General features: G+C 44.0%; 20 protein-coding genes and 2 pseudogenes. 8 read left to right on the forward strand and 14 right to left on the reverse strand.

Annotation, left to right across the window (positions count from 1 at the left end; translation table 11 throughout):
* Positions 1–227: pseudogene (locus F6K49_RS24380) on the forward strand (acetyl-coenzyme A synthetase); the annotation flags it as partial.
* Positions 228–308: 81 nt separating this feature from the next.
* Here the strand turns inward: F6K49_RS24380 and F6K49_RS24385 are convergent.
* The 8 genes and pseudogenes from F6K49_RS24385 to F6K49_RS24420 form a co-directional block, all read right to left on the reverse strand.
* Positions 309–1,007 (reverse strand): class I SAM-dependent methyltransferase, encoded by a 699-nt coding sequence (locus F6K49_RS24385; protein ID WP_293100822.1) that lies wholly within the window; start codon positions 1,005–1,007, stop codon positions 309–311.
* Positions 1,008–1,055: 48 nt separating this feature from the next.
* Positions 1,056–2,201, reverse strand: a complete 1,146-nt coding sequence (locus F6K49_RS24390) for a glycine amidinotransferase (protein WP_293020827.1) — start codon at positions 2,199–2,201, stop codon at positions 1,056–1,058.
* Between the two features lie 64 nt (positions 2,202–2,265).
* Positions 2,266–2,595: a hypothetical protein gene (locus F6K49_RS24395; RefSeq protein ID WP_293100824.1), complete on the reverse strand. Its 330-nt coding sequence runs from the start codon at positions 2,593–2,595 to the stop codon at positions 2,266–2,268.
* 1,034 nt (positions 2,596–3,629) lie between these two features.
* Positions 3,630–4,118, reverse strand: a complete 489-nt coding sequence (locus F6K49_RS24400) for an SDR family NAD(P)-dependent oxidoreductase (protein WP_366514220.1) — start codon at positions 4,116–4,118, stop codon at positions 3,630–3,632.
* A 602-nt stretch (positions 4,119–4,720) separates the two neighbouring features.
* Entirely contained in the window at positions 4,721–5,269 is a 549-nt protein-coding gene (gene frr / locus F6K49_RS24405) for a ribosome recycling factor (RefSeq protein WP_293020825.1), read from the reverse strand.
* Complete coding sequence (gene pyrH, locus F6K49_RS24410; RefSeq protein ID WP_293020874.1) at positions 5,256–5,984, reverse strand: UMP kinase; 729 nt, start codon at positions 5,982–5,984, stop codon at positions 5,256–5,258. The genes frr and pyrH overlap by 14 nt, the downstream gene beginning before the upstream one ends.
* A gap of 121 nt (positions 5,985–6,105) precedes the next feature.
* A pseudogene (locus F6K49_RS24415) lies at positions 6,106–6,654 on the reverse strand (thioredoxin family protein).
* A gap of 108 nt (positions 6,655–6,762) precedes the next feature.
* Complete coding sequence (locus tag F6K49_RS24420) at positions 6,763–6,984, reverse strand: hypothetical protein (RefSeq protein ID WP_293020823.1); 222 nt, start codon at positions 6,982–6,984, stop codon at positions 6,763–6,765.
* Here F6K49_RS24420 and F6K49_RS24425 point away from each other — a divergent pair.
* Together F6K49_RS24425 and F6K49_RS24430 are read left to right on the forward strand one after the other, a co-directional pair.
* Positions 6,983–7,888: an alpha/beta fold hydrolase gene (locus F6K49_RS24425; RefSeq protein ID WP_293020822.1), complete on the forward strand. Its 906-nt coding sequence runs from the start codon at positions 6,983–6,985 to the stop codon at positions 7,886–7,888. The genes F6K49_RS24420 and F6K49_RS24425 overlap by 2 nt on opposite strands.
* Positions 7,889–8,442: 554 nt before the next feature.
* The gene (locus F6K49_RS24430; protein ID WP_293020821.1) at positions 8,443–8,607 is read left to right on the forward strand and encodes a hypothetical protein; all 165 of its coding nucleotides are present in this window, start codon (positions 8,443–8,445) and stop codon (positions 8,605–8,607) included.
* Here F6K49_RS24430 and F6K49_RS24435 read toward each other — a convergent pair.
* Positions 8,584–9,411 carry a DUF6816 family protein gene (locus F6K49_RS24435; RefSeq protein ID WP_293020820.1) on the reverse strand — a complete coding sequence of 276 codons (828 nt, stop codon included), beginning with the start codon at positions 9,409–9,411 and terminating at the stop codon, positions 8,584–8,586. The genes F6K49_RS24430 and F6K49_RS24435 overlap by 24 nt on opposite strands.
* Positions 9,412–10,118: 707 nt before the next feature.
* Here F6K49_RS24435 and F6K49_RS24440 point away from each other — a divergent pair.
* Complete coding sequence (locus tag F6K49_RS24440; RefSeq protein ID WP_293020818.1) at positions 10,119–13,964, forward strand: CHAT domain-containing protein; 3,846 nt, start codon at positions 10,119–10,121, stop codon at positions 13,962–13,964.
* 14 nt (positions 13,965–13,978) lie between these two features.
* Here F6K49_RS24440 and F6K49_RS24445 read toward each other — a convergent pair whose 3' ends face one another.
* The 3 genes from F6K49_RS24445 to rpsP form a co-directional block, all read right to left on the reverse strand.
* Entirely contained in the window at positions 13,979–14,935 is a 957-nt protein-coding gene (locus F6K49_RS24445) for a PhoH family protein (RefSeq protein ID WP_293068095.1), read from the reverse strand.
* A gap of 210 nt (positions 14,936–15,145) precedes the next feature.
* The gene (locus tag F6K49_RS24450; protein ID WP_075895580.1) at positions 15,146–15,562 is read right to left on the reverse strand and encodes a KH domain-containing protein; all 417 of its coding nucleotides are present in this window, start codon (positions 15,560–15,562) and stop codon (positions 15,146–15,148) included.
* On the reverse strand, positions 15,537–15,785 hold the full coding sequence (gene rpsP / locus F6K49_RS24455; RefSeq protein ID WP_071102122.1) for a 30S ribosomal protein S16: 249 nt from the start codon (positions 15,783–15,785) through the stop codon (positions 15,537–15,539). Before rpsP ends, F6K49_RS24450 begins: the two co-directional genes overlap by 26 nt.
* A gap of 69 nt (positions 15,786–15,854) precedes the next feature.
* Between rpsP and F6K49_RS24460 the strand changes: the two genes are divergently transcribed.
* On the forward strand, positions 15,855–16,214 hold the full coding sequence (locus F6K49_RS24460) for a hypothetical protein (protein WP_293100826.1): 360 nt from the start codon (positions 15,855–15,857) through the stop codon (positions 16,212–16,214).
* Here the strand turns inward: F6K49_RS24460 and ffh are convergent.
* A complete protein-coding gene (gene ffh, locus F6K49_RS24465; protein ID WP_293068101.1) occupies positions 16,209–17,648 on the reverse strand; it encodes a signal recognition particle protein in 1,440 nt (479 codons plus the stop codon). The genes F6K49_RS24460 and ffh overlap by 6 nt on opposite strands.
* A 224-nt stretch (positions 17,649–17,872) precedes the next feature.
* Between ffh and F6K49_RS24470 the strand changes: the two genes are divergently transcribed.
* From F6K49_RS24470 to F6K49_RS24480, 3 genes are all read left to right on the forward strand, one after another.
* Positions 17,873–18,982, forward strand: coding sequence for an LD-carboxypeptidase (locus F6K49_RS24470; RefSeq protein ID WP_293068104.1), 1,110 nt, complete (start codon positions 17,873–17,875; stop codon positions 18,980–18,982).
* A 355-nt stretch (positions 18,983–19,337) separates the two neighbouring features.
* Entirely contained in the window at positions 19,338–20,399 is a 1,062-nt protein-coding gene (hemE, locus tag F6K49_RS24475; RefSeq protein ID WP_293068107.1) for a uroporphyrinogen decarboxylase, read from the forward strand.
* A gap of 427 nt (positions 20,400–20,826) precedes the next feature.
* Positions 20,827–21,822 (forward strand): NAD(P)-dependent oxidoreductase, encoded by a 996-nt coding sequence (locus tag F6K49_RS24480; RefSeq protein ID WP_293068110.1) that lies wholly within the window; start codon positions 20,827–20,829, stop codon positions 21,820–21,822.
* 659 nt (positions 21,823–22,481) lie between these two features.
* Here the strand turns inward: F6K49_RS24480 and F6K49_RS24485 are convergent.
* A complete protein-coding gene (locus tag F6K49_RS24485) occupies positions 22,482–22,745 on the reverse strand; it encodes a hypothetical protein (RefSeq protein WP_293068113.1) in 264 nt (87 codons plus the stop codon).
* Positions 22,746–22,897: the final 152 nt, after the last annotated feature.

Raw genomic sequence — 22,897 nt, forward strand, 5'->3', positions numbered from 1 at the left:
GCGCTAGTGACGAACTCAAGCAAGAACTAAAGCAGCACGTGGTCAAAGAAATTGGTGCGATCGCACGTCCTGGTGACATTCGCTTTACTGATGCTTTGCCCAAGACTCGTTCCGGAAAGATTATGCGACGGCTATTGCGATCGCTAGCTGCAGGTCAAGAGGTTGCTGGAGATACGTCCACTTTAGAAGACCGCAGTGTTTTGGATAAGTTACGGGAAGAGGCTTGAAAACCAGGCTTCACGTAAATAGTCAGCTATCAGCCTTGGTCTTTGGCCAAGGGCTGACTGCTGAGTGCTGAATGCTTACACTTACTCTTTTACAATAATCGGAATCATGGCTGTCTTGTGTTGAAAGTATAAGCATTCAGTAGGTGGATAAACTTTGAAGATGATGATACCTTTAATATCCTTTTCTGGAACACCTGCTTCAATAAGATAAGGAACTTGAGTTTCATTGAAAAGAGCTTCCCAGGAATCGTATCTATTCTTGAGAACTCCTGTTGACGTCAAATTACAATAGCTTAAAATTCCACCCTTCTTAAGCAGGGGATAAACCTTTTTGATAAATGGAAATTGGTGGGTGTGTTGTTCATCTGCATTCAAAGGATAAGTATCATAGAAAATACCATCAAATGATTGATCACTAAATGATTCTAATACATCACATGCTAAGCCCAAGATAGGGGTTACTTTATTAACTGCACTGTTTTGGAAATCAATCAATCGTTTAAAAACATCGTCATTGGCTTCTATAATCACATGTTCTTCTGGAGCATAAGACTGAATAGCATGAGCCGATATTCCCAAGCCAAAGCCACATTCTAAGATCCGACCACCATGGCGAGTGACTAACGCCGCAAAAGCCCCCATATAAGGGGTTTCCCAACGTTCCATAACCGGATGTCCTTCGATCACCAATTTTTCATCGGTTAGGACTTCTTTTTGAGCAGACCATCGTTGGGGATCCGCGCTTGTTTTTAACCCTTGATAACCGCTTTCAAAATTCATAGTCTTGACGTCTTGACACTCTTAACTGGTAATTACTATTGTTAGTTTCTAACCACAAATCGGTTGATAGTTTAAATTTGGAAAATAATCTTCACACCCACCTTTTCGGCGAATGTCCCAAGTTGCACAATGAAAAGACCCCCCAAATTCAAAGACATGTCTAAAGGGTAAAGGAAAAACCTCAAATCCATGCTTATCCAACAATTCTTGGAGAGGTTTTTCTCTTTCCTCACAGATAACCTTTGTCGGTGATATACTCAGAACATTCATTGACAACCACTTACTGGACTGGCAAAACATTGGCATTTCATCATTCGAGCAAGTCGGTTGAGGAACTGTGATAAACTCCCAGCCATTGTCTTTAAATATCTTCTCCTCCTCTTCCCGTATAGGTCTTTCAGGGTTTGTCAAAATAAGACCTGGTCGCAAAGGAACAAACGTACAGTCAATGTGTGAGGGGAAAAAATCAAGGGGAAAATGAACAGGGTGAACCCGAAATCCTCTTGGTTCTAGGTGCTTTTTTAACCACCGAATTCCTGTTCTATTTGTTGTCATCGATTCCTGAACTAATATATCCTTTCCTAATCGGCTACAGTCAGCTGCATCAAAAATAACTTCATCTTGTGTAATACAAAATTCAAAATCATGCATACGCTTAAATCTTTCTTCTAAAGACAGCTCCCAGAAATTCTCTAGATACATACTATCCTGCATAGTCGGTTTAGGCGCAGCATTCCAAATCATATGGTCGTCTTTATTCCAATATTCATAGACTAATTTCCGGTAAGGTAAGTATTCAAAAAATCTTGCTCTCTTCGACATAGTCGCTTCCAGTATTTCATTACCAAAGGTAATCATGACATCCCGAGGACAGACTCCACAGTATTGATTAGCAACTTCAAAGTAAGGGGTTTTTATAGATTTTGTAAAATCAAATTTTTCTGGTCTTATTACTATCACATCGTGGTCTTTTAATAAATAAGCCAGTCCATTTAATTCCTCATTAGCTTTTTCAAGGACTTTAGGGTCTTTAGGTCCACTGGGGAAAGGAATGATTTCCGCTAAATTCTGATCTCTTAATTTCGGATGATTCCCTGGTTCTTTTGGTTCAAAGCTAGCGTAGTCTGCAATTCCTACCACCATTTCTTCCAATTCATCCCATTCATTCCAGGAATTAACAATTTTTTCCGACATTTCTGATCTCCTTATCTATAACGTACTAGCTAAATTTTGCGCGTTGCCTAAATGCGGAATGATTTTAATAGTTTTGTATAATGGGCATCTTGCGTGGAACTGGCATCTTGCCAGTTTCAATCTGTGGAATGGGCATCTTGCGTGGAACTGGCATCTTGCCAGTTTCAATCTGTGGAATGGGCATCTTGCTGGTTCCAATCTGTGGAATAGGCATCTTGCTGGTTCCAATCTGTGGAACTGGCATCTTGCTGGTTCCAATCTGTGGAATAGGCATCTTGCTGGTTCCAATCTGTGGAATGGGCATCTTGCTGGTTCCAATCTGTGGAACTGGCATCTTGCCAGTTTCAATCTGTGGAATGGGCATCTTGCTGGTTCCAATCTGTGGAATAGGCATCTTGCCTGTCCCTTGATCTCTTGGGGCGGGCAGGATGCCCACTCTACTCCTATTCATTCCAAGATTCCGCAACGCCAAGTTTTGGGCGTTGGATAAATGCGCGATAATGTTAATAGTTTTTAGGCGCGCTTTCCAGTGGCCGGGTTCCCCGGCCTTGGGTCGCACCTGTGGAATGGGCATCTTGCCGTGGAATGGGCATCTTGCGTGGAACTGGCATCTTGCCAGTTTCATGCTTATTTTCGGTTCAAATAGCTTTTAGGAGAAGCACCCCTAAAAAATACAGATGATGCTGTTATCAAAGTTTAAATCCATAACAGCTGACAGAGTTTCCCTTCAGCCACGGCAAAAATCAAATTGAGTATAAGTAGAGTACCTACAAATACAGAATCAATTTTTTGACATTTATCATTTGAATTTAAAACAACTTTTTTTATTTTTAAGAACAGGTTAAAACAGATCATCACAAATTTGCTTGCACTTTTCAAGCAAATTTACATTTTTTTACAAAATGCTCAATTTATTTCTAGATTTTCTTAAGATTATATATAGTTGATTGTAAAACATAATAAGTAGTCAACTTGATACGATATGACTAGTATTTTTATTGATAGATGATAGTCAACCGTTAACTGTCAACTATCAATAAAAATCGCAAAAACTCGTTCACGTAACACATTTATTATTCTTAAATAAATTTTTTATACAATTACTTGACAAAACACCAATTTATATCACCTCAAATCCCAGCACCCTAACCCAAGATAAATAACAAGACCATTTCACCAAAAAGACTGACCACGAATAAATTCATGGTGTCGCCGTTAATGCCCTAACTAATAGGTGCACCATTTCGCCCCTCCCAAACTGATGCGCGATGATTTGTCATCACCAGGACTTACGCAACCTATCTATTTCTAGGGTGCGTAAGTCCTGTTCATATCAAAAAAATTAATCATGAAATTTGTCTTTTAAAGCTTGATCAAACCCTTGATCAAACCTTTGTATACTAGACCTAAAGAAGCCAAAATCTCAAACTATTCTCGAAAATCCTTTTCTGTGGCCTGTTGTCTATTTTCTCTTTCTCCAAAACCTTTACTTCTAGACAGAGGAGCTGCAATCCGTAACACCTTCTCCAGTAATGAAGGAAAGAAACGCTGACACCACACAGCTAAATGACTTTGCCATCCCACTAAAATTTCCGATGAGTTTTTCTCCAGTTTGGAAACTAACACCTTAGCGACTTGTTGGGGAGTCATCGGCAACACCCAGCGAAACAACTGTAATCCTCGCGCCATATCAGTATCTGTTAACGATGGCAGTAAAGCGATTACCCGGATATTTTCTCGCGCTAACTCTCCCCGTAACGCTTGAGTAAAACCAACAATCCCAAATTTGGTAGCGGAATAGCTTGCCATCGTCGGTGCTGCCACCTTACCCATCAAACTAGAAACATTCACAATAGTGCCTTCTCGTCGTGCTGCCATGCGTCGCCCAATTAAACGAGTCATCGTGTACATACCCATTAAATTCGTGGCGATTTCTTCCTGAGGTGCGACCCGTGGCGAATTTAATTCGCCAAGGTCAAGCGCACCTAAAAATTTTGCAGTTTGGATTCTAGAAAAGGAGCTTGATGAGCAACGCCTACACTAACAACAGCAACTCTCAACTGCAATATTTATTAACATAAACCTATTGTTTTTTACATTTATATACGAAAAATTAATACATCGATTAGGATGAATCAGTCAGTCAATATTGCTTAAATCCCTTGCCAAATCGAGCATTGAGTCATTTTATGCCTGAATCTTATTTTTTTGTTCAACAATAAAAAATATGAGAAAATTAACAAAGTGTTCAGGTAGATTGAAAAATTCCGCTCATCCTAGACTTGGCTAGTCGTGGCATGAGCGGGTCATTTGGTTCAAGTAGATTAAAAATATCCGCTCATCCTAGACCTGGCTAGTCGTGGGATGAGCGGGTCATTTTCCAATCAGTATCAAATAACTAGTAAGTACACAAGTACAACAATTACACACAACTGTGAATGCCGATAGAGGGAAGAGTTGCCAAAATGAACTCACCCCCCACCGAGAATAGCATTACACAGTAGCATTACATAGTAGCATTACACAGTCATGATGTCTTTTTCTTTAGCCGCGAACACTTCATCAACTTTTTTTGTGTATTTATTCGTCAACTTCTGAATCTCCTCCTGCAAATCCCGTGACTCATCCTCAGAGATTTCCTTATTTTTTTCCTCTTTTCGGACAGAGTCAACGCCATCACGACGGATATTGCGAATCGATACTCGACCTTCCTCCGCAAACTTACTTGCCATTTTGACAAATTCTTTACGACGCTCGCTAGTGAGTGGAGGAATATTTAACCGCACAACTTCACCATTGTTGTTCGGAGGCAAATCCAGATCCGAAAGAGTAATGGCTTTCTCGATCTGGCTCAGCATACTTTTGTCGTAAGGTTGGATGGTGATTGTACTAGCGTCTGGCGTGTTGATATTAGCCAAAGATTTCAGGGGGGTTGGGGTACCATAGTACTCAACCATCACCCGATCCAATAGACTAGTACTGGCGCGACCCGTTCTAATGGTATTGAACGCCCGTTGAGTGGCCTCAACAGCTTTCTGCATACTGGTTTCGACATCAGCTAATTTCACAGGAACCTCCCACTATTGTTCCAACAGTTTCTCCCATAACAGCGCGGTGAATATTACCCCGCACCCTTAGATCAAATACCATAATTGGGAGGTTATTCTCTTTACATAATGCGATCGCAGTACTATCCATCACCCGCAAATCCTGACTTAGGACATGGCTGTAAGTCAGGCTCTGATACCGTCGGGCATTAGGATTCAGGTTAGGATCACAATCATAAATACCATCAACTTTAGTTGCCTTAAATATTACCTCAGCATCGATTTCTGCCGCTCGTAAAGCAGCCGTAGTGTCAGTGGTAAAGAATGGATTACCACTACCTGCACCAAAAATTACCACTCGTCCTTTTTCCAGGTGGCGAATGGCACGACGCCTGATATAGGGTTCTGCCACTTCCTGCATTTCGATTGCAGTTTGCACCCGTGTCGGGATATCGTTTCGTTCTAGAGCATCTTGCAAAGTCAAGGCATTCATCACTGTCGCAATCATACCGATATAGTCAGCAGTTGCCCGATCCATCCCCCCCGCTGCAGCTTTGAGTCCGCGAAAGATATTGCCACCACCGACAACGATTGCCATTTGAACACCTTCATTCAAAACGGCAGCGACTTCAGCTGCTATTTCCTGAACCACTTCCGGTGAGATGCCGTAGCCCAAATTGCCCATCAAGGCTTCACCGCTCAATTTTAGTAAAACCCTTTGGTATTTTATCCCCATGCCACGACTCTTTGTTATGAAATTGTTATCCACATCAAGATAACAGTCAAATTTGTCATTCGTCATGGGTCATAGCTGATCGCTGATCCCTGGTCGCTCATTTTTAATCCCAGCTTAAGGATTATCGCCACTGAATAGGACTACCAGTTACCTTAGTTGATTGTGGTGAAATGTCTTGCCCTGCTAAAAGAGACGCGATCGCACTGTGTAAGTAATCGGCTTGTACTGCGTCACCATCTTTTGGATTATCATCAATCTATCCATTATAGCATACAATTCCATTATTGTCAATTAAAAATGCCTCAGTGGTTTTCTGGGCACCAAAGCTGTGAGCTACATCTTGAGTTGGATCCCAAAGGTAAGGAAAATTCAATTGCTGATCTTGGCAGAACTGCTTCATCTCCTCAAAACTCTCTGCGGGGTACTGATAAACATCATTGGCATTAATGCCCACTAGGGTAAAACCTTGATGTTCAAACTGGTCTTGAATGTGTTTGAGTCTTGGGATGTAGCAATTGACATAGGGGCAGTTGTTGCCTAAGAAAATAACTCCCACTCCTGAGAAATGTTCTAAGTAACGGCAGAGATGGTGAACCTGCTCATCAGTTCCCGGCAATTCAAAATCCGGAGCATAACTGCCAATGGTGATGATGATGTTTTCTATAGTCATGGGTGATGGGTGATAGGTGATGGGTGATGGGTCAACCCCCTTTAGCATGGAAGCTTTGCTTAAGGGGAGATGATGCGATCGCCAATTAGCTCATAGACGAATTTAGCATCAAGGGTAAATTTCCCGACCCAATTCTACATCGAGCCTATTGACCTGCTCAGAATCTAAAAGAGCTTCTGGAGCATTTTGGCAACCTCTACCATAGGTTGTCGTGGCTGAATAGGCAATCCGTAAAATCACCACTCCTGCAGCTGACGATTTACCAGAGTTAGCCGAGTTTGTTACACAATGTAAAGGTAAATATGGCATAACTTGGGATTTTTTGAGCATGTCCTCCTCTTTCACAGCCCCAATCAGGGATCAGATTGAAACAAAAACCTGGATGTGGCAGGGCTTTTCGATTGGGTATAAAGCTTACGGTAATTCTGGACCAGCTGTGGTGATGGTGCATGGCTTTGGGGCATCTTCCGGACATTGGCGCAAGACCTTGCCAGTGTTGGGGGAAACCTGCCGATGTTATGCCATTGATTTGATTGGCTTTGGCGCTTCAGCTAAACCAACTCCTGGTATAGAGATAGACTATACCTTTGAAACCTGGGGGCAACAAATTGCGGATTTCTGTCGGGAGGTGGTTGGTGGTCCGGCATTTTTAGTCGGAAACTCTATTGGTTGTATTGCCCTAATGCAAACCGCTGTAGATAATCCAGAGCTAGCCAAAGGAGTCGCCCTGCTCAACTTTTCTCTACGACTACTCCATGAGCGTAAACGGGCTGAACTCCCTTGGTATCAGCGTCTTGGCGCACCAGTACTTCAACGATTCTTAAAAATTAAGTGGGTTGGCCAGTATTTTTTTAGTCAGCTGGCTAAGCCTAAAGTAGTGCGTAATATTCTGTTGCAAGCCTACTGTCGTCCAGAAGCCGTAACTGATGAACTGGTTGATCTAATCATGGCACCAGCAGCTGATCCCGGTGCAGCTGATGTTTTTATTGCCTTTACTAGCTATTCTCAAGGACCACTACCAGAAGACCTGATCCCAATTTTGCCTTGTCCTGCCATCATACTATGGGGCACCGAAGACCCTTGGGAACCCATTGACTTAGGACGAGAATTAGCGAAATTCCCGACGGTAGAAAAGTTTATTCCTTTAGAAGGTTTGGGCCATTGTCCCCAAGATGAAGCACCAGAGATAGTCAACCCGATTTTGCTCAATTGGATTGGGGAAAATCAGGTTTAAGGTTACCCAGTTTAAGGTTACACAGTTGAAGGTTGAAGGTTGAAGGTTAGTGGGTTGAAGGTTGAAGGTTAGTGGGTTGAAGGTTAGTGGGTTGAAGGTTGAAGGTTAGTGGGTTGAAGGTTGAAGGTTAGTGGGTTGAAGGTTGAAAGTTTAAGGTTTAAGGTTGAAGGTTAGTGGGTTGAAGGTTGAAAGTTTAAGGTTTAAGGTTGAAGGTTAGTGGGTTGAAGGTTGTTCGCGTAGCGTGGCCGAAAGGCCAAGGTTTAAGGTTTAAGGTTGAAGGTTTAAGGTTTAAAGTTTAAGGTTTAAAGTTTAAGGTTGAAGGTTGAAGGTTACCCAGTTACAATCGCGATCGCAAATCCCCCAACACCTTCCCAACGCCACTAGTACTCTTAACCCAACACCTAACCCCTAAAACCATTACCGTAACATTCAACGGTCAACCCTTTAACAACCTTGGCCTTTGGCCACGCTACGCGAACAAACGTCAACCCTTTAACAACCTTGGCCTTTGGCCACGCTACGCGAACAACCGGTTAACCTTCAAGGGGTTAACCTTGGCCAAAAGGCCACGCTACGCGAACAACTTTCAACCTTGGCCAAAAGGCCACGCTACGCGAACAACTTTCAACCTTCAACCTGTTAACCTTAAACCCTTTAACAACCTTGGCCAAAAGGCCACGCTACGCGAACAACCTTCAACCGTCCTTGACTGCTACTAGCTCTAATCGATAGCGATAGAGAGCCACAGGTTTTTCCAAGGCTTTAAAGTAATCGGGGTCTTGTGGTGACAGATAAACTGCTGTGACTTGGTCAGCCTTAATCATCGGACTAGGTGATTTATAGAACTGATATGCTGTTGTGGTTTCTACTTCGTTGAAAAAAGGTCGGCGAGTACCGCGAAAGACTTGGTTGACAACTTCTGTGGCAATAAACTGATCCGGAGCTGGTATTTCAGAAGCGCGACCAGTAATCACTGAAACTAGTTGGCTCCCGGTGCGCAGAAGGGTAACCTGACGATTAGGGGAATTGGGGTCTACTTTGACAGCTCTAATTATGGGATCGCCTAGGTAAGCCCTAGCAATATTCAACCCATTGAACGCTCGGTCAGCAACCACGTCTTCAGCAACCACCTCTGAGGTAGGTTTTAATACTGATAGATTTTTTCTATAACGTCTAGTTCTAAAGGGAATAAACCAATCCCCAAGTCCTGAGCTTGATTTCCCAACTTGTTGAAACCGCACCAGAAAACTAATGGGCTCCTTGAGATGACTGCGATTACCTTCAAATCCTGGGGTGACTATTTCTGGTGCTAGAGGTGCTATCTGCTCGATCAGAGTGCTGGTAACTTTCCAAGTCCCCTTGATCCAAGTGGGATATACCAAATCCCCCGTCGCCGCTGTGACTGGCGGTTTGCTTTTCCAATCGGGAAACTGACCTAAACGCTGAGCTAACTCTCCTGCCTGAGCCTCACCACCAACCAGGAGCAAGGTTAACACCAGACATAATCCCAAAATTCTTCTCACACCACAATTCCTCTCACCTTAGACTTGTAAGCTATCTTGCCGGTAAGGCAGGTCACCCCATCTAAGCGGTGAATCAAAGCAAGAGGGGAGTGCTGACCATTACCATTTTAACTTTGGGTGTCTGCGCTGTCGGTGTTTCCACTGAGATATCCTGTTATATATCCTTTAGCCTAATCCAGGGCTAACTGTCAACTAGAGTTCACTCTCGCGAAAACTGTCCAAAATCTGTAGAGTTCTTGATAATCGATGATTTCACTTACTTTTACTTCAATTACTGGTAATTAAAAATTAATCTTACCAGCTTACCATAGAAAGCTTGAAACTATGTGGCTATATCAAAAAGATTTAGTTAAGTTAATATAAATTAACCGGAACAAAGTTAATCAGTAATGTTAATAATAAAAGTGTATATATAATACTAGTGTATATACTTATATCTTAATAAAGGCTTCAAGATTTCAGTTAAGGTCACCAGCCTGATGTTTACCAAACCCTGACTCATAGTACTATTCCCCTCAGTATTGTGATTCAGTGTAATTCAGTGTGATTCAGTGTGATTCAGTGTGATTCACTCCTAAGCAGCTGATACCCCAGGGTGCATCTGACCTCAGCTTAAAAACAGACGTATTAGGAAATTGCTAATCTCATCCTGTAGTTGACTAATGCATTTTGGAATTCAGGATAGCCGATTAAAAACGATATTACCCATGAGCCAAATCAAATTAGCTGTGAGTCAAATCAGCCAGTCCCTGGCAGCCGTATCTTTGTTGGTAGCCCATATTGGTGTCATGCCAACTCAAGCCCAGCCCATTCAAGCCGATGGTAGCACTCCGACCCAAGTCACCCTCGATGGCAATCAATTTGACATTGATGGTGGCATCCGCTCTGAAGATAATCTCTTTCACAGCTTTCAGGAGTTTGGTCTAGACCAAGACCAAATTGCTAACTTCCTATCTCAACCGGATATACAAAACATTCTGAGTCGGGTCACCGGTGGTAATGCTTCTGTGATCAACGGTCTAATAAAAATCACAGGGGAGGGCAACCCTAGCCTGTTTTTAATGAACCCAGCAGGGATAATTTTTGGTGCTAATGCCCAGCTGAATGTCCCCGCTTCATTCACCGCAACTACGGCGACTAGGATTGGCTTTGGTGATGACAATTGGTTTAATGCCTTTAGTGCCAATGAGTACTCTACCTTAGTCGGTACACCCAGTGCCTTTGCGTTTGATACATCCGAGACACCGGGACTAATTTTTAATGAGGGTATAGAAATCCTAGAAGGAAATAACCTGACTTTAATCGGTGGTACTGTCATCAACACCAATCAACTGGAGCTTCCAGAAGGAACAATTACTATAGCTGCTGTGCCTGGGGAAAGTTTGGTAAAAATTAGCCAGCCAGGAAGTTTGCTGAATTTGGAAGTTGAACCCCTAACCTCAAATCCCTCCACACCAGAACAATCTTTTACACCGCTCTCTTTACCGAAGCTATTAACCGGGGATGGTGTCAGTCATGCCACAGAATTCACGGATAATGGTGATGACACCGTGACCTTGACTAGTTCTGGCATCACTATAGCGCCTGGGGATGTAACTGTTAAGGACCTAACAGCACCAAGGGCAATCCTGTCTGCTAATAATAACTTGACTCTCAAGGAAAGCCAGCTATCTAGCACCGGGGACTTAAGCCTATTGGCCAAGAATACGGTACTGATCAGGGACACAACAGATAATTCCTTCCAAGCTGTAGCAGGAGGAAACCTCAAGATTCAGGGGGATGGGGGCATTGATATCCTAGCACTGAAGAATCCCAACACCCGCTTCCAGAGTGGTGGCAACTTGACATTGGTCAGCGATGGCAATATCTCTACAGATGCTCACTTTGCCAGTGGCGGTAATTTCTCAATTGAGAATTTAGCTGGTCAACCAGGTAACTTTTTTAGCGTCCAAGACCCAATTATCACTGCTGACGGAGATGTTAGGTTTGGGAATTACACAGGCTCTTCTCTTAAAGTAGAGTCCACAGGCAATATTGAAGGTGGCAATATCAAAATCACTGCACCAGATACTGGGCTAGCAGATTTAGACCCAGATTCAGCTTCAGAGATTGGCCAATCAGATATTAATATTTTAAGAAGTAGCCGTGCCGTGATTTTAAGGGCGGGTTTGAATAAAGATGAATTGAGCAATCAAGTTGCGGTAAATTCTGGAGATGCTTCATCTCAAGTTACCGACAATTCTGGAGATGCTTCATCAGGCAGTATCACTATTGGTAATATCGACACCAGTGTTAATACTAATGATGATGCTCTTGTAATTGAAGGTAATGCTGGTCCTGTAATCTTATCTGCTCAAGGTGACATTATTTTTCGCAATATAAATAGTGATGTTATAAATGATGTTACCCAAATAAGAACCACAGAAAGAAATGGTAATAATTCTGGTAATGTATTTTTGGAAACTAAAAATGGCTCTATTAAGATAGAGGGAGAAAAACTCGATATCAACACTGAGGTTTCAGGGGGTGGTAATGCTGGGAAAGTAACGTTTCAGGTTCCAAATTTAGATAATCTCGTAGATATTATCGACTCGGATAAGTTGAAGATCACGACAAGAGCTCGGGGTAGTGGTGATGCTGGTGATGTAGAGTTTGTTAGTCAGGAAGAGTTCAGCCCAGAGCAGGAAATAAAAATAAGAGATCAAATCCCGGAAGATATAGATTTGCAGGCTTCCGTTGAAGAGAGGGATGGGAATTTGAATATTAGGCTTTCCCCCACAGATACTAATACAAAAGAGGAAACAAACCAACAAAACGACACAAACCAACAAAACGAAACAAACCAACAAAACGAAACAGACCTTATAGAAGAAACCGACCTTATAGACAATCGTGAACCCGACCTTATAGACAATCCTGAAACCGACCCTGAACCTAACCTTAAGCCTATCTTGGACGAAGGTGATGGAATTGTTAAAGACAAACCCTCTGACACAAGGGAGTCCAACACTAGAAACAATGGTGACCAGCCTGTCGTTTCCACTCCTGGCAAGACTATAAGTGACACCCAAGAGCCCTCTAGCTCAGACCCTGGTAGTTCAGACCCTGGTAGTTCAGACCCTGGTAGTTCAGACGCTAGTAGTTTAGGACCTGGTAGTTCAGAACCTGGAACCCCTACTAATTCATCTCAATCAAATTCCCCAACTGAGGAGGTTTCACCTGAAACTGACCCAGTTTATTTAATTGAAGAAGCCTTCACCAAAGAATATCAGTCACACTTTCAGCGATCGTTCAAGACCAAAATCAACACTCAGAATGATGTCCGCAATCGGACTCGGGAGCTTGAGAGGGAGACAGGGCTAAAGACTGCGGTGATTTACGTCAGTTTTGTCGAAAACTCTAGTACCTTACCAGGCACTCGATGTCAAAGTCCCTCAATCCCTGTTTCCAAAATCGACCGACGGTTTGGTTACCGACTCTCTGAGGTGCCTCAAGCACCAGAGCGTTGCTTACCAAAACCAAACGACCAGCTGGAACTGTTGGTGATCACCGCTGAAGGTAATCCAATTCTGCGGCGAATCAATGGTGCCAGTCGTGATCAAGTCCTAGCTGTGACTAATAGATTTCAGCGATCGCTTAGCAATCCCGACAGCTTGGATGCCAAAGCCCACCATTACCCAGCTGAGCAAATTTATCAATGGATCATAGGGCCCTTGGAGAAGGACTTAAATAACCGCAAGATTCAGAGCCTAATATTTGCTATGGATGAGGGTTTGCGCTCCCTACCTATAGCAGCTATCTACGATGGGCAACAATATCTGGTTGAGAAATATGGTGTTAACTTGGTGCCTAGTCTGAGCTTAACCTATTCTCGTCACACAGATGTGAGACCCTTCCGGGTTCTGGCAATGGGAGCATCGAAATTTCCTTATCAACAGCCTTTGCCTGGGGTAGAAGTGGAGTTAACCACCATCACTGAAAAACTGTGGAAAGGTCGCTCTTTTCTCAACGAAGCCTTTACTCTGGACAATTTAAGGGCTCAACGACAACAGCAGCAATATGGGATCATTCACCTAGCCACCCATGCAGAGTTCAACTCGGGAACTCCTAACGATTCCTACATTCAGATGTGGAACTACAAACTAAGGCTGTATGAAATGCAAAATCTGCTTTATGAGCCATCGGTAGAGTTGTTGGTACTCAGTGCTTGTCGAACTGCTTTGGGCAATCGAGAAGCGGAGTTGGGTTTTGCTGGGTCAGCCTTTCAGGCAGGAGTTGACTCGACTTTGGCAACCCTTTGGTATGTCAGTGATCAAGGTGCTCTGGGGCTGACTACTGAGTTTTACCGTCAGTTGAGAAAGACATCGAGTAAAAGTGAAGCTTTGCGACAGGCACAGTTAGCGATGATTCAAGGCAATGTGCGTATCGAGAATAATCAGTTATATGGCTCGGGCAAGAACATCTCGTTACCGCCAGAATTGTCAGGAGCAGGAAAACAAAGCTTTTCTCATCCCTACTATTGGGCTGCTTTTACCCTAGTTGGAGATCCGTAGTGAATACCAATTATTCACTGCTCATAATTTTGATAAGCAGTAACAATCCTCTGAACGAGGGGATTACGGACAACATCCTTATTGGTGAGTTCGCAGAAAGCAATACCTTCTACAGATCTTAAGATTTTTAGGGTTATCGCTAATCCTGAGGGTTGGTTGCTAGATAAATCGGTCTGGGTCAGATCACCAGTCACTACCATCCGAGAACGTGAACCCAAACGAGTCAAAACCATCTTCATCTGGGCTGGTGTGGTATTCTGAGCTTCATCAATAATCACGAAGGCATTATTGAGGGTGCGACCTCGCATATACGCTAGGGGAGCCACTTCAATAATGCCCCGTTCCATTAAATTGGCAGTCTTCTCTGTATCAATCAGTTCATGGAGAGCATCATAGAGGGGGCGCAAATAGGGATTAATTTTCTGCTGCAAGTCTCCTGGTAAAAAGCCAAGTTTTTCACCAGCTTCTACCGCTGGTCGTGTCAGAATCAGCCGTTCATATTGATTATTTAGTAACGCCTGAGCGGCTATTACCACAGCTAGGAAAGTTTTGCCAGTGCCTGCTGGTCCCACACAGAAGGTGAGGTCATGGCTTAGTACAGCTTTGATATACTGCCGTTGCCGGAAGGTTTTAGCTCGGATTACCTCACCCCGGCGAGTATGAGCCAGCACATCTTGATGTAAATCTTGTAATTCATCCTGTCGCTTAGTATCTAAGGCATGAATTGCAGTTTGGATGTCTACTCCTGTAATCCTTTTACCTTCGATCCAATAAATTTTAAGCGATCGCACTAGGGATGATACCCGCTCGACCTGTTTCTCGGTGCCAGAAATCAATAACTCTTGCCCTCGCAGCACCAGATGCGCACCGGTTTGCCGTGATAGGGTTTTCAGGTTTTCTTCCTGGTCTCCAACCAAGGCGATTGCACTTTCTGGGCTGGGTAGCTCAATTGTTTTGGATACTTCACTCAAGGTTTATCAACTACAGGCTTGCTGTCTCAACTATCGAAGTTAACTGGTAACTTAAAGTAACTTAATAGACAACTCAATCTACCAATCTTGACCAATCTTCAAGGTTTCCTGCCATTGGTAATGAGAGGTACAGCAGCCGGATGTTCTTCACCCCCTTTTCTCCATTGTCCTCTCATTACCCAAACCTTCAAAACTATTGCAATAGAGAACTTAGGAGGGAAATCTTGGAGTTACTCTAGGTCTGGCAACTCGGCGAGGTAAATTTCTTCTGACAATGGTTCTACGACTAGGGCCATTGTCTCGACGAGGGCTACTACCTGAGCCTGAGCCTTCATAGATATCCAAATAAACAGTTTGGCCAGCAGCTTGGGCTGCTGCTTTAATTACTGTCCGAATCGCTTGAATATTGCGACCACCCCGACCGAAAACTCGCCCTTTATCCTCTCCATTAAAAGCTAGTCGAATCCAGACACGCTCTTTCCCATTTGATTTCTCACAGTCTACGCTGAGGGAGTCTGGTGATTCCAAGAACGGCTCGATTAAAAATCTCACCAGTGCTGAATAATCTGGGTCATCATCTCTAACAGAAGCAGATAGGATTTCAGGTACGGATTTGTTCAAAAACATTAGCTTTTTGCAAGATATTACGCACGGTTTGTGTTGGCTGAGCTCCATTTTTGAGCCACTTCACTATTGCTGGTACATTCAGCCTCGTTTCATCATTTCTTGGATTATAGAATCCCAGTTCTTCTAGAGGACGCCCATCACGGCGTGCACTGCTGGGAATTGCCACTATTCGATAGCTTACTTCACGCTTTTTGCCGAATCGTTTTAATCTGATTTTGATCATTGTACCTAATTAATTCACCTGTTTGATTTTAAGCGATCTTTGGGGGTTTGAAAGTGAACAGGTTGAATTGTGAAGATTGTAACTGACTCAGCAGGCAAGCCGCTACCTGTTCACAATCTTCTCAGCTACCCTACTGCGCACGCCTCAGGGAACGGGCTAACCTTCAGGCTAACCTTCTTCTGTGTCACCTTTTACCGCGTTACCTTCTACCAGCTAACCTACCCTATGGGAACGCCAAAGGCGAACAACAGGCTAACCTACCCTACACCGAACGCCAAAGGCGAACAACAGGCTAACCTTCAGCGTAACCTTGGCCAAAAGGCCACGCTACGCGAACAACCTTCTAACCTTGGCCAAAAGGCCACGCTACGCGAACAACCTTCTAACCTTCTACTGGCTAAGCTTCTACTGGCTAACCTTCTACTATAATTGCCCAAATCCCTTCTTCTTCTTAGCTTTTTTCTTTTTCTTGCCAGAGCCACTACCACGCCAACCAGGTAGATTACGAGGATTTCCACCACCCATACCACCTAACATACCACCTAACCCCCCCATGGCTGGCATCTGACCTTGACCCATTTGCTGCATAAGCGATCGCATTCTGGTAAATTCACTCACCAGACCCCTGACGTCTTTTTCCGTATGACCAGAACCTTGGGCAATGCGGCGGCGGCGGCTCGGAGAGCTAGCTAATAAATCTGGGTTACGACGCTCCTCGGAGGTCATGGAGCTAATCATAGCTTCGGACTGCTTGAGCTTGGTTTCCCCTTGTTGAAGTTGAGAAGAACTGAGTTTGCCCATGCCTGGAACCAGTTTCATCAAACCACCAAGGGAGCCCATGTTCTTTAACAGGCGCATCTGCTTCAAGAAATCGCTGAAGTCAAATTTGGCTTCCAGCATTTTCTGTTGCATCTGTTCAGCATCAGCGATGTCAATCTCTTCCTGGGCTTTCTCAACCAAGGTGAGTACATCCCCCATACCCAGAATCCGGGATGCCATGCGGTCAGGATAAAATGGTTGTAGTGCCTCGACCTTTTCCCCAACCCCAACAAATTTAATCGGCTGACCTGAAATTTGCCTGACTGAAAGGGCTGCACCACCACGACTATCCCCATCAAGTTTGGAGAGAATTGCCCCAGTAATGCCGATTTGCTCATGGAAGGTGCGGGTCAGGGTTGCTGCTTCCTGACCAGTCATGGCATCCACCACTAGTAGGGTATCGTGGGGTTGGACGGTTTCTTTGATGCGGGAGAGTTCTCCCATCATGTCTTGGTCGATTTGCAGTCGTCCCGCTGTATCGATAATTACCGTATCGATAGCCATTGCTTTTGCCCGTTCTACCCCTTGACGAGCAATCTCTACTGGGTCAGCTTCTGTACCTAACTCAAACACCGGTACATCAATTTGTTGACCGAGGGTGACTAATTGATCAATGGCTGCGGGTCGATACACGTCTGTAGCCACTAGCAAACAGCTACGTTCTTGCTTACGCAGATGTAAAGCGAGTTTTGCACTAGCCGTAGTTTTACCAGTACCTTGTAGACCAGCCATTAGCACAACGGTTGGTGGGGTGTCTGCTTGGGCTAGGGGAACATTAGTTTCCCCCATCACTTGCACCAGTTCGTCGTAGACTATTTTGATGAACTGCTGGTCAGGGCGAACACCTGATATGACTTCACTGCCTTGTGCTTTCGCTTCTACTCCAGCAACGAAATCTTTGACTACTTGTAGGTTGACGTCTGCTGATAAGAGGGCGCGACGCACTTCTTTTAGGGCGTCTTGGATGTTAGAACTAGAGATCTTGTCCTGACCCCGTAGTTTTTTCCAAGCATCTTCTAAGCGTTCGGCGAGAGCATCAAACATACGTCAATTGTCAATTGTGATGGTTTTGTTTTTATGGTTACTTTACTGAGTCGCCAGAGTTTTGATATACCACACCTCTTAGCTACACACCTTACTAGCATAGCGCTTTTGGGGATTTTAGTTCAATCTGGTTGGTAAGCATTTAGCCCTGGGCTATTCGTGAAATTTCTTGAAATGGTTAAAATCAAGGCATGACTTAAGAGCTACTGCGGAATTCGGTGAGCGTGAATCAACTGTCTGTGCAAAAGATCAGGGCTAGTTTTTCTGTATGCCAGCTACCACCACCATTAAAACCGCCAGATCTATTGCGGGTAATTGTTCCAAGTGGAACCTTGCGTGAGGTTGATGCTTTCAATCGGGGGATTGAGATTTGGCGATCCCGTGGCTACCATGTTCAATTACCACAGAACTGGAACGCTAGGGAAGGTTACCTAGCTGGGACTGATAGTCAGCGACGCCAACAGTTGCTCGAAGCGTGTCTTGACCCCAAATGTCGCGGCATTCTCTGTGCTAGAGGAGGTTATGGTAGCGCTAGACTTCTGGAAGACTGGACATGGCCAGAAGAGTTGAAGGTTGGCAAGTTGAAGGTTGAAGGTTCTCAAGACAACTTGGAACCAGATAACCTTGGCCAAAAGGCCACGCTACGCGAACAACCTGTAACCTCGACCAACCTGCAACCTTCAACAAACCAACCTGTAACCTCGACCAACCTGCAACCTTCAACAAACCAACCTGTAACCTCTGCTTTGAAGTGGTTGATTGGTTTTTCTGATATTACAGCTTTACTGTGGAGTCTTGGTCAGATAGGGGTTTCCGGTGTTCATGGTCCGTTACTGACTACTATTGCTGGTGAACCGGAATGGTCACTCAATCGGTTGTTTGATTGGGTGGAAGGACGACCCATAGCACCATTAAAAGGGGTTGGTTGGGGAGGTGGTAAGGTTTCTGGTGTGTTGCTACCGGCTAATCTTACGGTCGCTACTCATCTGCTGGGTACACCCCTACAACCTTCATTATCAGGAGTTATTCTTGCTCTAGAAGATGTCACTGAGGCTCCCTACCGCATTGACCGGATGTTGACTCAGTGGCGCATGAGTGGTGCAATGGCCGGGGTGAAAGGTATTGCCTTAGGGCGGTTTAGCCGTTGTGCTCCTCCCAAGGATGTTCCTAGCTGGAGTGTGGAGGAAGTGTTGCGCGATCGCATTTGGGATCTGGGTATACCGGTTGTCTCTGACTTGCCTTTCGGTCACGATGGGGTTAACGCTGCCCTTCCTGTGGGACAGCTGGTTGAACTAGATGCTGAGGCCGGGACCTTGAGTTGGGTTGGAGGTTAGCAGGTTAGCAGGTTGAAAGTTGGCAGGTTGAAAGTTGGCAGGTTGTTGGCTTAGCGTGGCCTTTTGGCCAAGGTTAGCCAGTTAGCAGGTTAGCCAGTTAGCAGGTTAGCCAGTTAGCAGGTTAGCAGGTTGTTCGCGTAGCGTGGCCTATTGGCCAAGCTGGAAAGTTTGTTATTCCCTTTGTTTCCATCTCCTTTTAACCTTCGCGTAGCGTGGCCTTTAGGCCAAGGCACCGTCTTAGAATGTAACTTATTATTAATACTTTTTTAATCTTCTCAAATCAGGAGAGTAAACGGAATACCAGCATGATAAGCTGACAAATACACTTAAAAAAGTATAATAGGATAGATGCCATATGGCTGGGTCAACCCAGGTTCCTTATTTGTTGAGGGCGGCTCGTGGTGAGGAGTTAGAGCGCCCCCCTGTGTGGATGATGCGACAGGCAGGTCGTTATATGAAGGTTTATCGCGATTTACGGGATAAGTATCCAAGTTTTCGCGAGCGCTCCGAAAATCCAGACATAGCGATTGAGATTTCTCTACAACCCTGGAAAGCGTTTAAACCAGATGGAGTGATTTTGTTCTCTGATATTCTAACTCCATTGCCAGGGATTGGTATCGAGTTTGATATTGTCGAAAGTAAAGGGCCAATCATTAACCAACCGATTCGTACCCAGGAACAAATTGACCAGCTACATCTGTTGGATTTAGAGAAATTTGGGTTTATCCGGGAAATTTTGAAGGCGCTACGGGACGAAGTCGGCAATAAAGCAGCAGTGCTAGGTTTTGTCGGTGCTCCCTGGACTTTGGGCGCTTATGCCATTGAGGGTAAAAGTTCTAAAAATTACTCCATCATTAAAGGGATGGCCTTCTCACAACCAGCTATGCTACACCAATTCTTGGGTAAGCTAGCTGATGCGATCGCTATCTATGTCCGTTACCAAATCAATAGCGGTGCTCAGGTAATACAAATGTTTGACTCTTGGGCAGGTGAACTGAGTCCCCAAGACTACGAAACCTTTGCCTTACCCTATCAGCAGCGAGTAGTACAGCAGGTTAAAGCAACTCACCCAGATACCCCCTTCATTCTCTATATCAGTGGTAGCGCTGGAGTGCTTGAACGCATGGGACAGTCCGGGGTTGATATGGTCAGCGTAGACTGGACCGTAGACATGGCAGAAGCTAGAAAAAGATTGGGTCCTGATATGAAAGTTCAGGGCAATATCGACCCAGGAGTGCTCTTTGGGTCACAAGCTTTTATTCGCGATCGCATTGTCGATACTATTCGCAAAGCTGGCCACAAAGGTCATATCTTAAATCTCGGTCATGGTGTTTTACCCGGCACTCCAGAAGATAATGTTAGATTCTTCTTTGAAACTGCCAAAAAGGCAGATAAATTAATGGCTGTTCATGCATAATAGTAGATAACACAAGAGGAAGTAGAGAATCGATAACCAGATTCTGTCCCATTTTCTCCCTCTAGCAGTCATAGGTTTGGGTATCGCTAGTCCCCCCTAGGGTATCCTTCGGTCAGAGTTGGACCGGGCTTTCAAGGTGCAGACGTTTACTTGTCCACGTAGCCCCTCCACTAAATGGAATCCTCGCTTCAGTCTCATCCCCTTGAAGGGGATGAGATTAACAACCTTATACAACTATCTTGAGAGTGCAGATACTTGATTAGACGACTAAGGATAGAATCCTTCAAGATGCATCACCACAACAATAAAGGAAGTGTTATTCACTCGATCAAAACCTTCTTGTACCCCTAGAAGTAGTTGACCTAGTTGTTTGTTTGTGTTAGGTCAGGATCGGGAGTACATAATTGAATTGAAAATCCAAAATCCCATGACCTCTAAGCGGATTTTTATCACTGGTGCTAGTGGCTGCATTGGTCACTACATCACTGAAGCGTTAAGTCTCGACACTGACCATGAGTTGTATTTGTTAGTCAGAAACCCTGACAAATTAAAGTTTGACGACTTGAAGTTTGGCGACAAGGGGCGTGCTGGCATTACCATCCTAAAAGGTGATCTGCGGCAGATTGAAGACTTTGGTGACTTGCTCAAGACAATGAATGCGGCAATTCTGGCCGCAACCGCTTGGGGAGGTCAACACGAAACATTTGATATTAACGTTGTCAAAACTATCGAGTTAATCAACTTGCTTGACCCTACTGTTTGTGAGCAAGTAATTTATTTCTCTACTGCTAGCGTATTGGATAGGAATAACCAATTACTCAAAGAAGCTGGTGAACTTGGAACAGAATATATCTATTCAAAATACACTTGTCTGAAGCGCTTATCCCAATTAGCGATCGCTCCTAAGATTACTACCGTCTTTCCTACCTTGGTACTGGGTGGAGACGAAACTAAACCCTACTCCCATCTGTCATCGGGACTCCCAGATATTGTCAAATGGATTAACTTGATTCGTTGGTTTAGAGCTGATGGCAGTTTCCACTTCATCCACGCCCAAGATATTGCTCAGGTCGTGCAATACCTGATTGATCATCCTCCCTCTCAAGGATTGAGTGCAGAAGCAGAGTGGATTTCTAGTGGTAGATTGGTTTTGGGTTGTCAGCCGTTGAGTGTCAACCAAGCCGTAGAAGAAGTTTGTAGGTATCTTGGTAAACAAATTTATTTTCGCCTACCATTGTTTATCTGGCTTGCCAATATCTTTATTGTGCTGTTCCGGATTCAGATGGATCCTTGGAGTCGGTTTTCCTTGAATTACAGACATTTTATTTATCAAAACCCCGTGAATCCAACCACCTTTGGTTTACAGACTTACTGTCCTACACTTACTGACCTTCTCAAAGTTAGTGGCATTAGCAGAGATTAGATTTTTCAAATCGTGACACTTTAAACTAGAAACAGGACTCCTAGTTAAGTTGTCTTTAAGTTTTCCATTGCTGAAATATAAATTATGCTTAATTTTAACATAACACCATCAAATGATCCATAACTCGGCTCAAGTACCCTAGCTTAATTCTTTGATAGTCTTAGGATAAACGACGCGATTAACCGAGGTTGCTCTAACTCACAGGGAGCAGGTCTTGCGTTGCAGAACATTTGTACTATGTACCATTAGAGCAAGCTTAAACCCATGAGGGGGCTATAGATAATGTACAAATATTCTAGACATCTCCAAAAATTAACCTCAAACCCTTGTAATGCCTGGGTCAAAACCGATTTTATGGAGATGTCTTCTGCATAAGGACATGCTCCCCCTATTACCTATTACCCATTACCTATTACCCATTACCTATTACCCATTACCTATTACCCATTACCTATTACCCATTACCCAGATTTAGTACAAATGTTCTGCATAAGTGACATGCTCCCTAACTCACAAATTTATCTGAATAAAATAATACTATCATCTCCGGTTGACTAATTATTAGAATCAGTAATTAGTCTCGGGGGGATACAAGCGCACCAAAATACTTACCAGAGCTAAATTTAGCAGCTCTAACTTTACCAGCTTTAGGTTTAATATCATGTCAGGATAATTACCCTTAATAAAAACCTCCCCCATCTCCCCATCCTCATAAGGGTAGGTTTTTTAGAAAGGGGCGAGTAGGTACTTTGATTACGTATAAATTCCTCAAAATATGTATCAAAATACACAATATTTTCCGGGATAATTCTCCCCATTTCCCGCTTTTCCCGATTCCCGACTCCCGATTCCCGACTCCCGATTCCCGACTCCCGACCCAAATGTAAAAAACCTACCCCTGTGAGATCTCCCCATCTCCCCATCTCCCCATCTCCTCATCTCCCCATCTCCCCATCTCCCCATCTCCCCACCCTCTACCCCCGAACAATACTCTGGACAAATCACAAGAGTTGATAGTACCAATGTTCTATAGAGCAATCACAAAGAACGACCATTTTTTGTCCAGAGTCTTATG

This window comes from Moorena sp. SIO3I6 (assembly GCF_010672095.1).

Coding starts and splice junctions, on each gene's coding strand:
- F6K49_RS24440 (WP_293020818.1), top strand. CDS start 10,119: ATGAGCCAAATCAAATTAGCTGTGAGTCAAATCAGCCAGTCCCTGGCA.
- F6K49_RS24395 (WP_293100824.1), bottom strand. CDS start 2,595: ATGCCTATTCCACAGATTGGAACCAGCAAGATGCCCATTCCACAGATT.
- F6K49_RS24480 (WP_293068110.1), top strand. CDS start 20,827: ATGACCTCTAAGCGGATTTTTATCACTGGTGCTAGTGGCTGCATTGGT.
- F6K49_RS24425 (WP_293020822.1), top strand. CDS start 6,983: ATGTCCTCCTCTTTCACAGCCCCAATCAGGGATCAGATTGAAACAAAA.
- F6K49_RS24385 (WP_293100822.1), bottom strand. CDS start 1,007: ATGAATTTTGAAAGCGGTTATCAAGGGTTAAAAACAAGCGCGGATCCC.
- hemE (WP_293068107.1), top strand. CDS start 19,338: ATGGCTGGGTCAACCCAGGTTCCTTATTTGTTGAGGGCGGCTCGTGGT.
- F6K49_RS24400 (WP_366514220.1), bottom strand. CDS start 4,118: ATGGGTATGTACACGATGACTCGTTTAATTGGGCGACGCATGGCAGCA.
- F6K49_RS24420 (WP_293020823.1), bottom strand. CDS start 6,984: ATGCTCAAAAAATCCCAAGTTATGCCATATTTACCTTTACATTGTGTA.
- rpsP (WP_071102122.1), bottom strand. CDS start 15,785: ATGATCAAAATCAGATTAAAACGATTCGGCAAAAAGCGTGAAGTAAGC.
- pyrH (WP_293020874.1), bottom strand. CDS start 5,984: ATGGGGATAAAATACCAAAGGGTTTTACTAAAATTGAGCGGTGAAGCC.
- F6K49_RS24485 (WP_293068113.1), bottom strand. CDS start 22,745: ATGGGGAGATGGGGAGATCTCACAGGGGTAGGTTTTTTACATTTGGGT.
- ffh (WP_293068101.1), bottom strand. CDS start 17,648: ATGTTTGATGCTCTCGCCGAACGCTTAGAAGATGCTTGGAAAAAACTA.
- F6K49_RS24390 (WP_293020827.1), bottom strand. CDS start 2,201: ATGTCGGAAAAAATTGTTAATTCCTGGAATGAATGGGATGAATTGGAA.
- F6K49_RS24450 (WP_075895580.1), bottom strand. CDS start 15,562: ATGTTTTTGAACAAATCCGTACCTGAAATCCTATCTGCTTCTGTTAGA.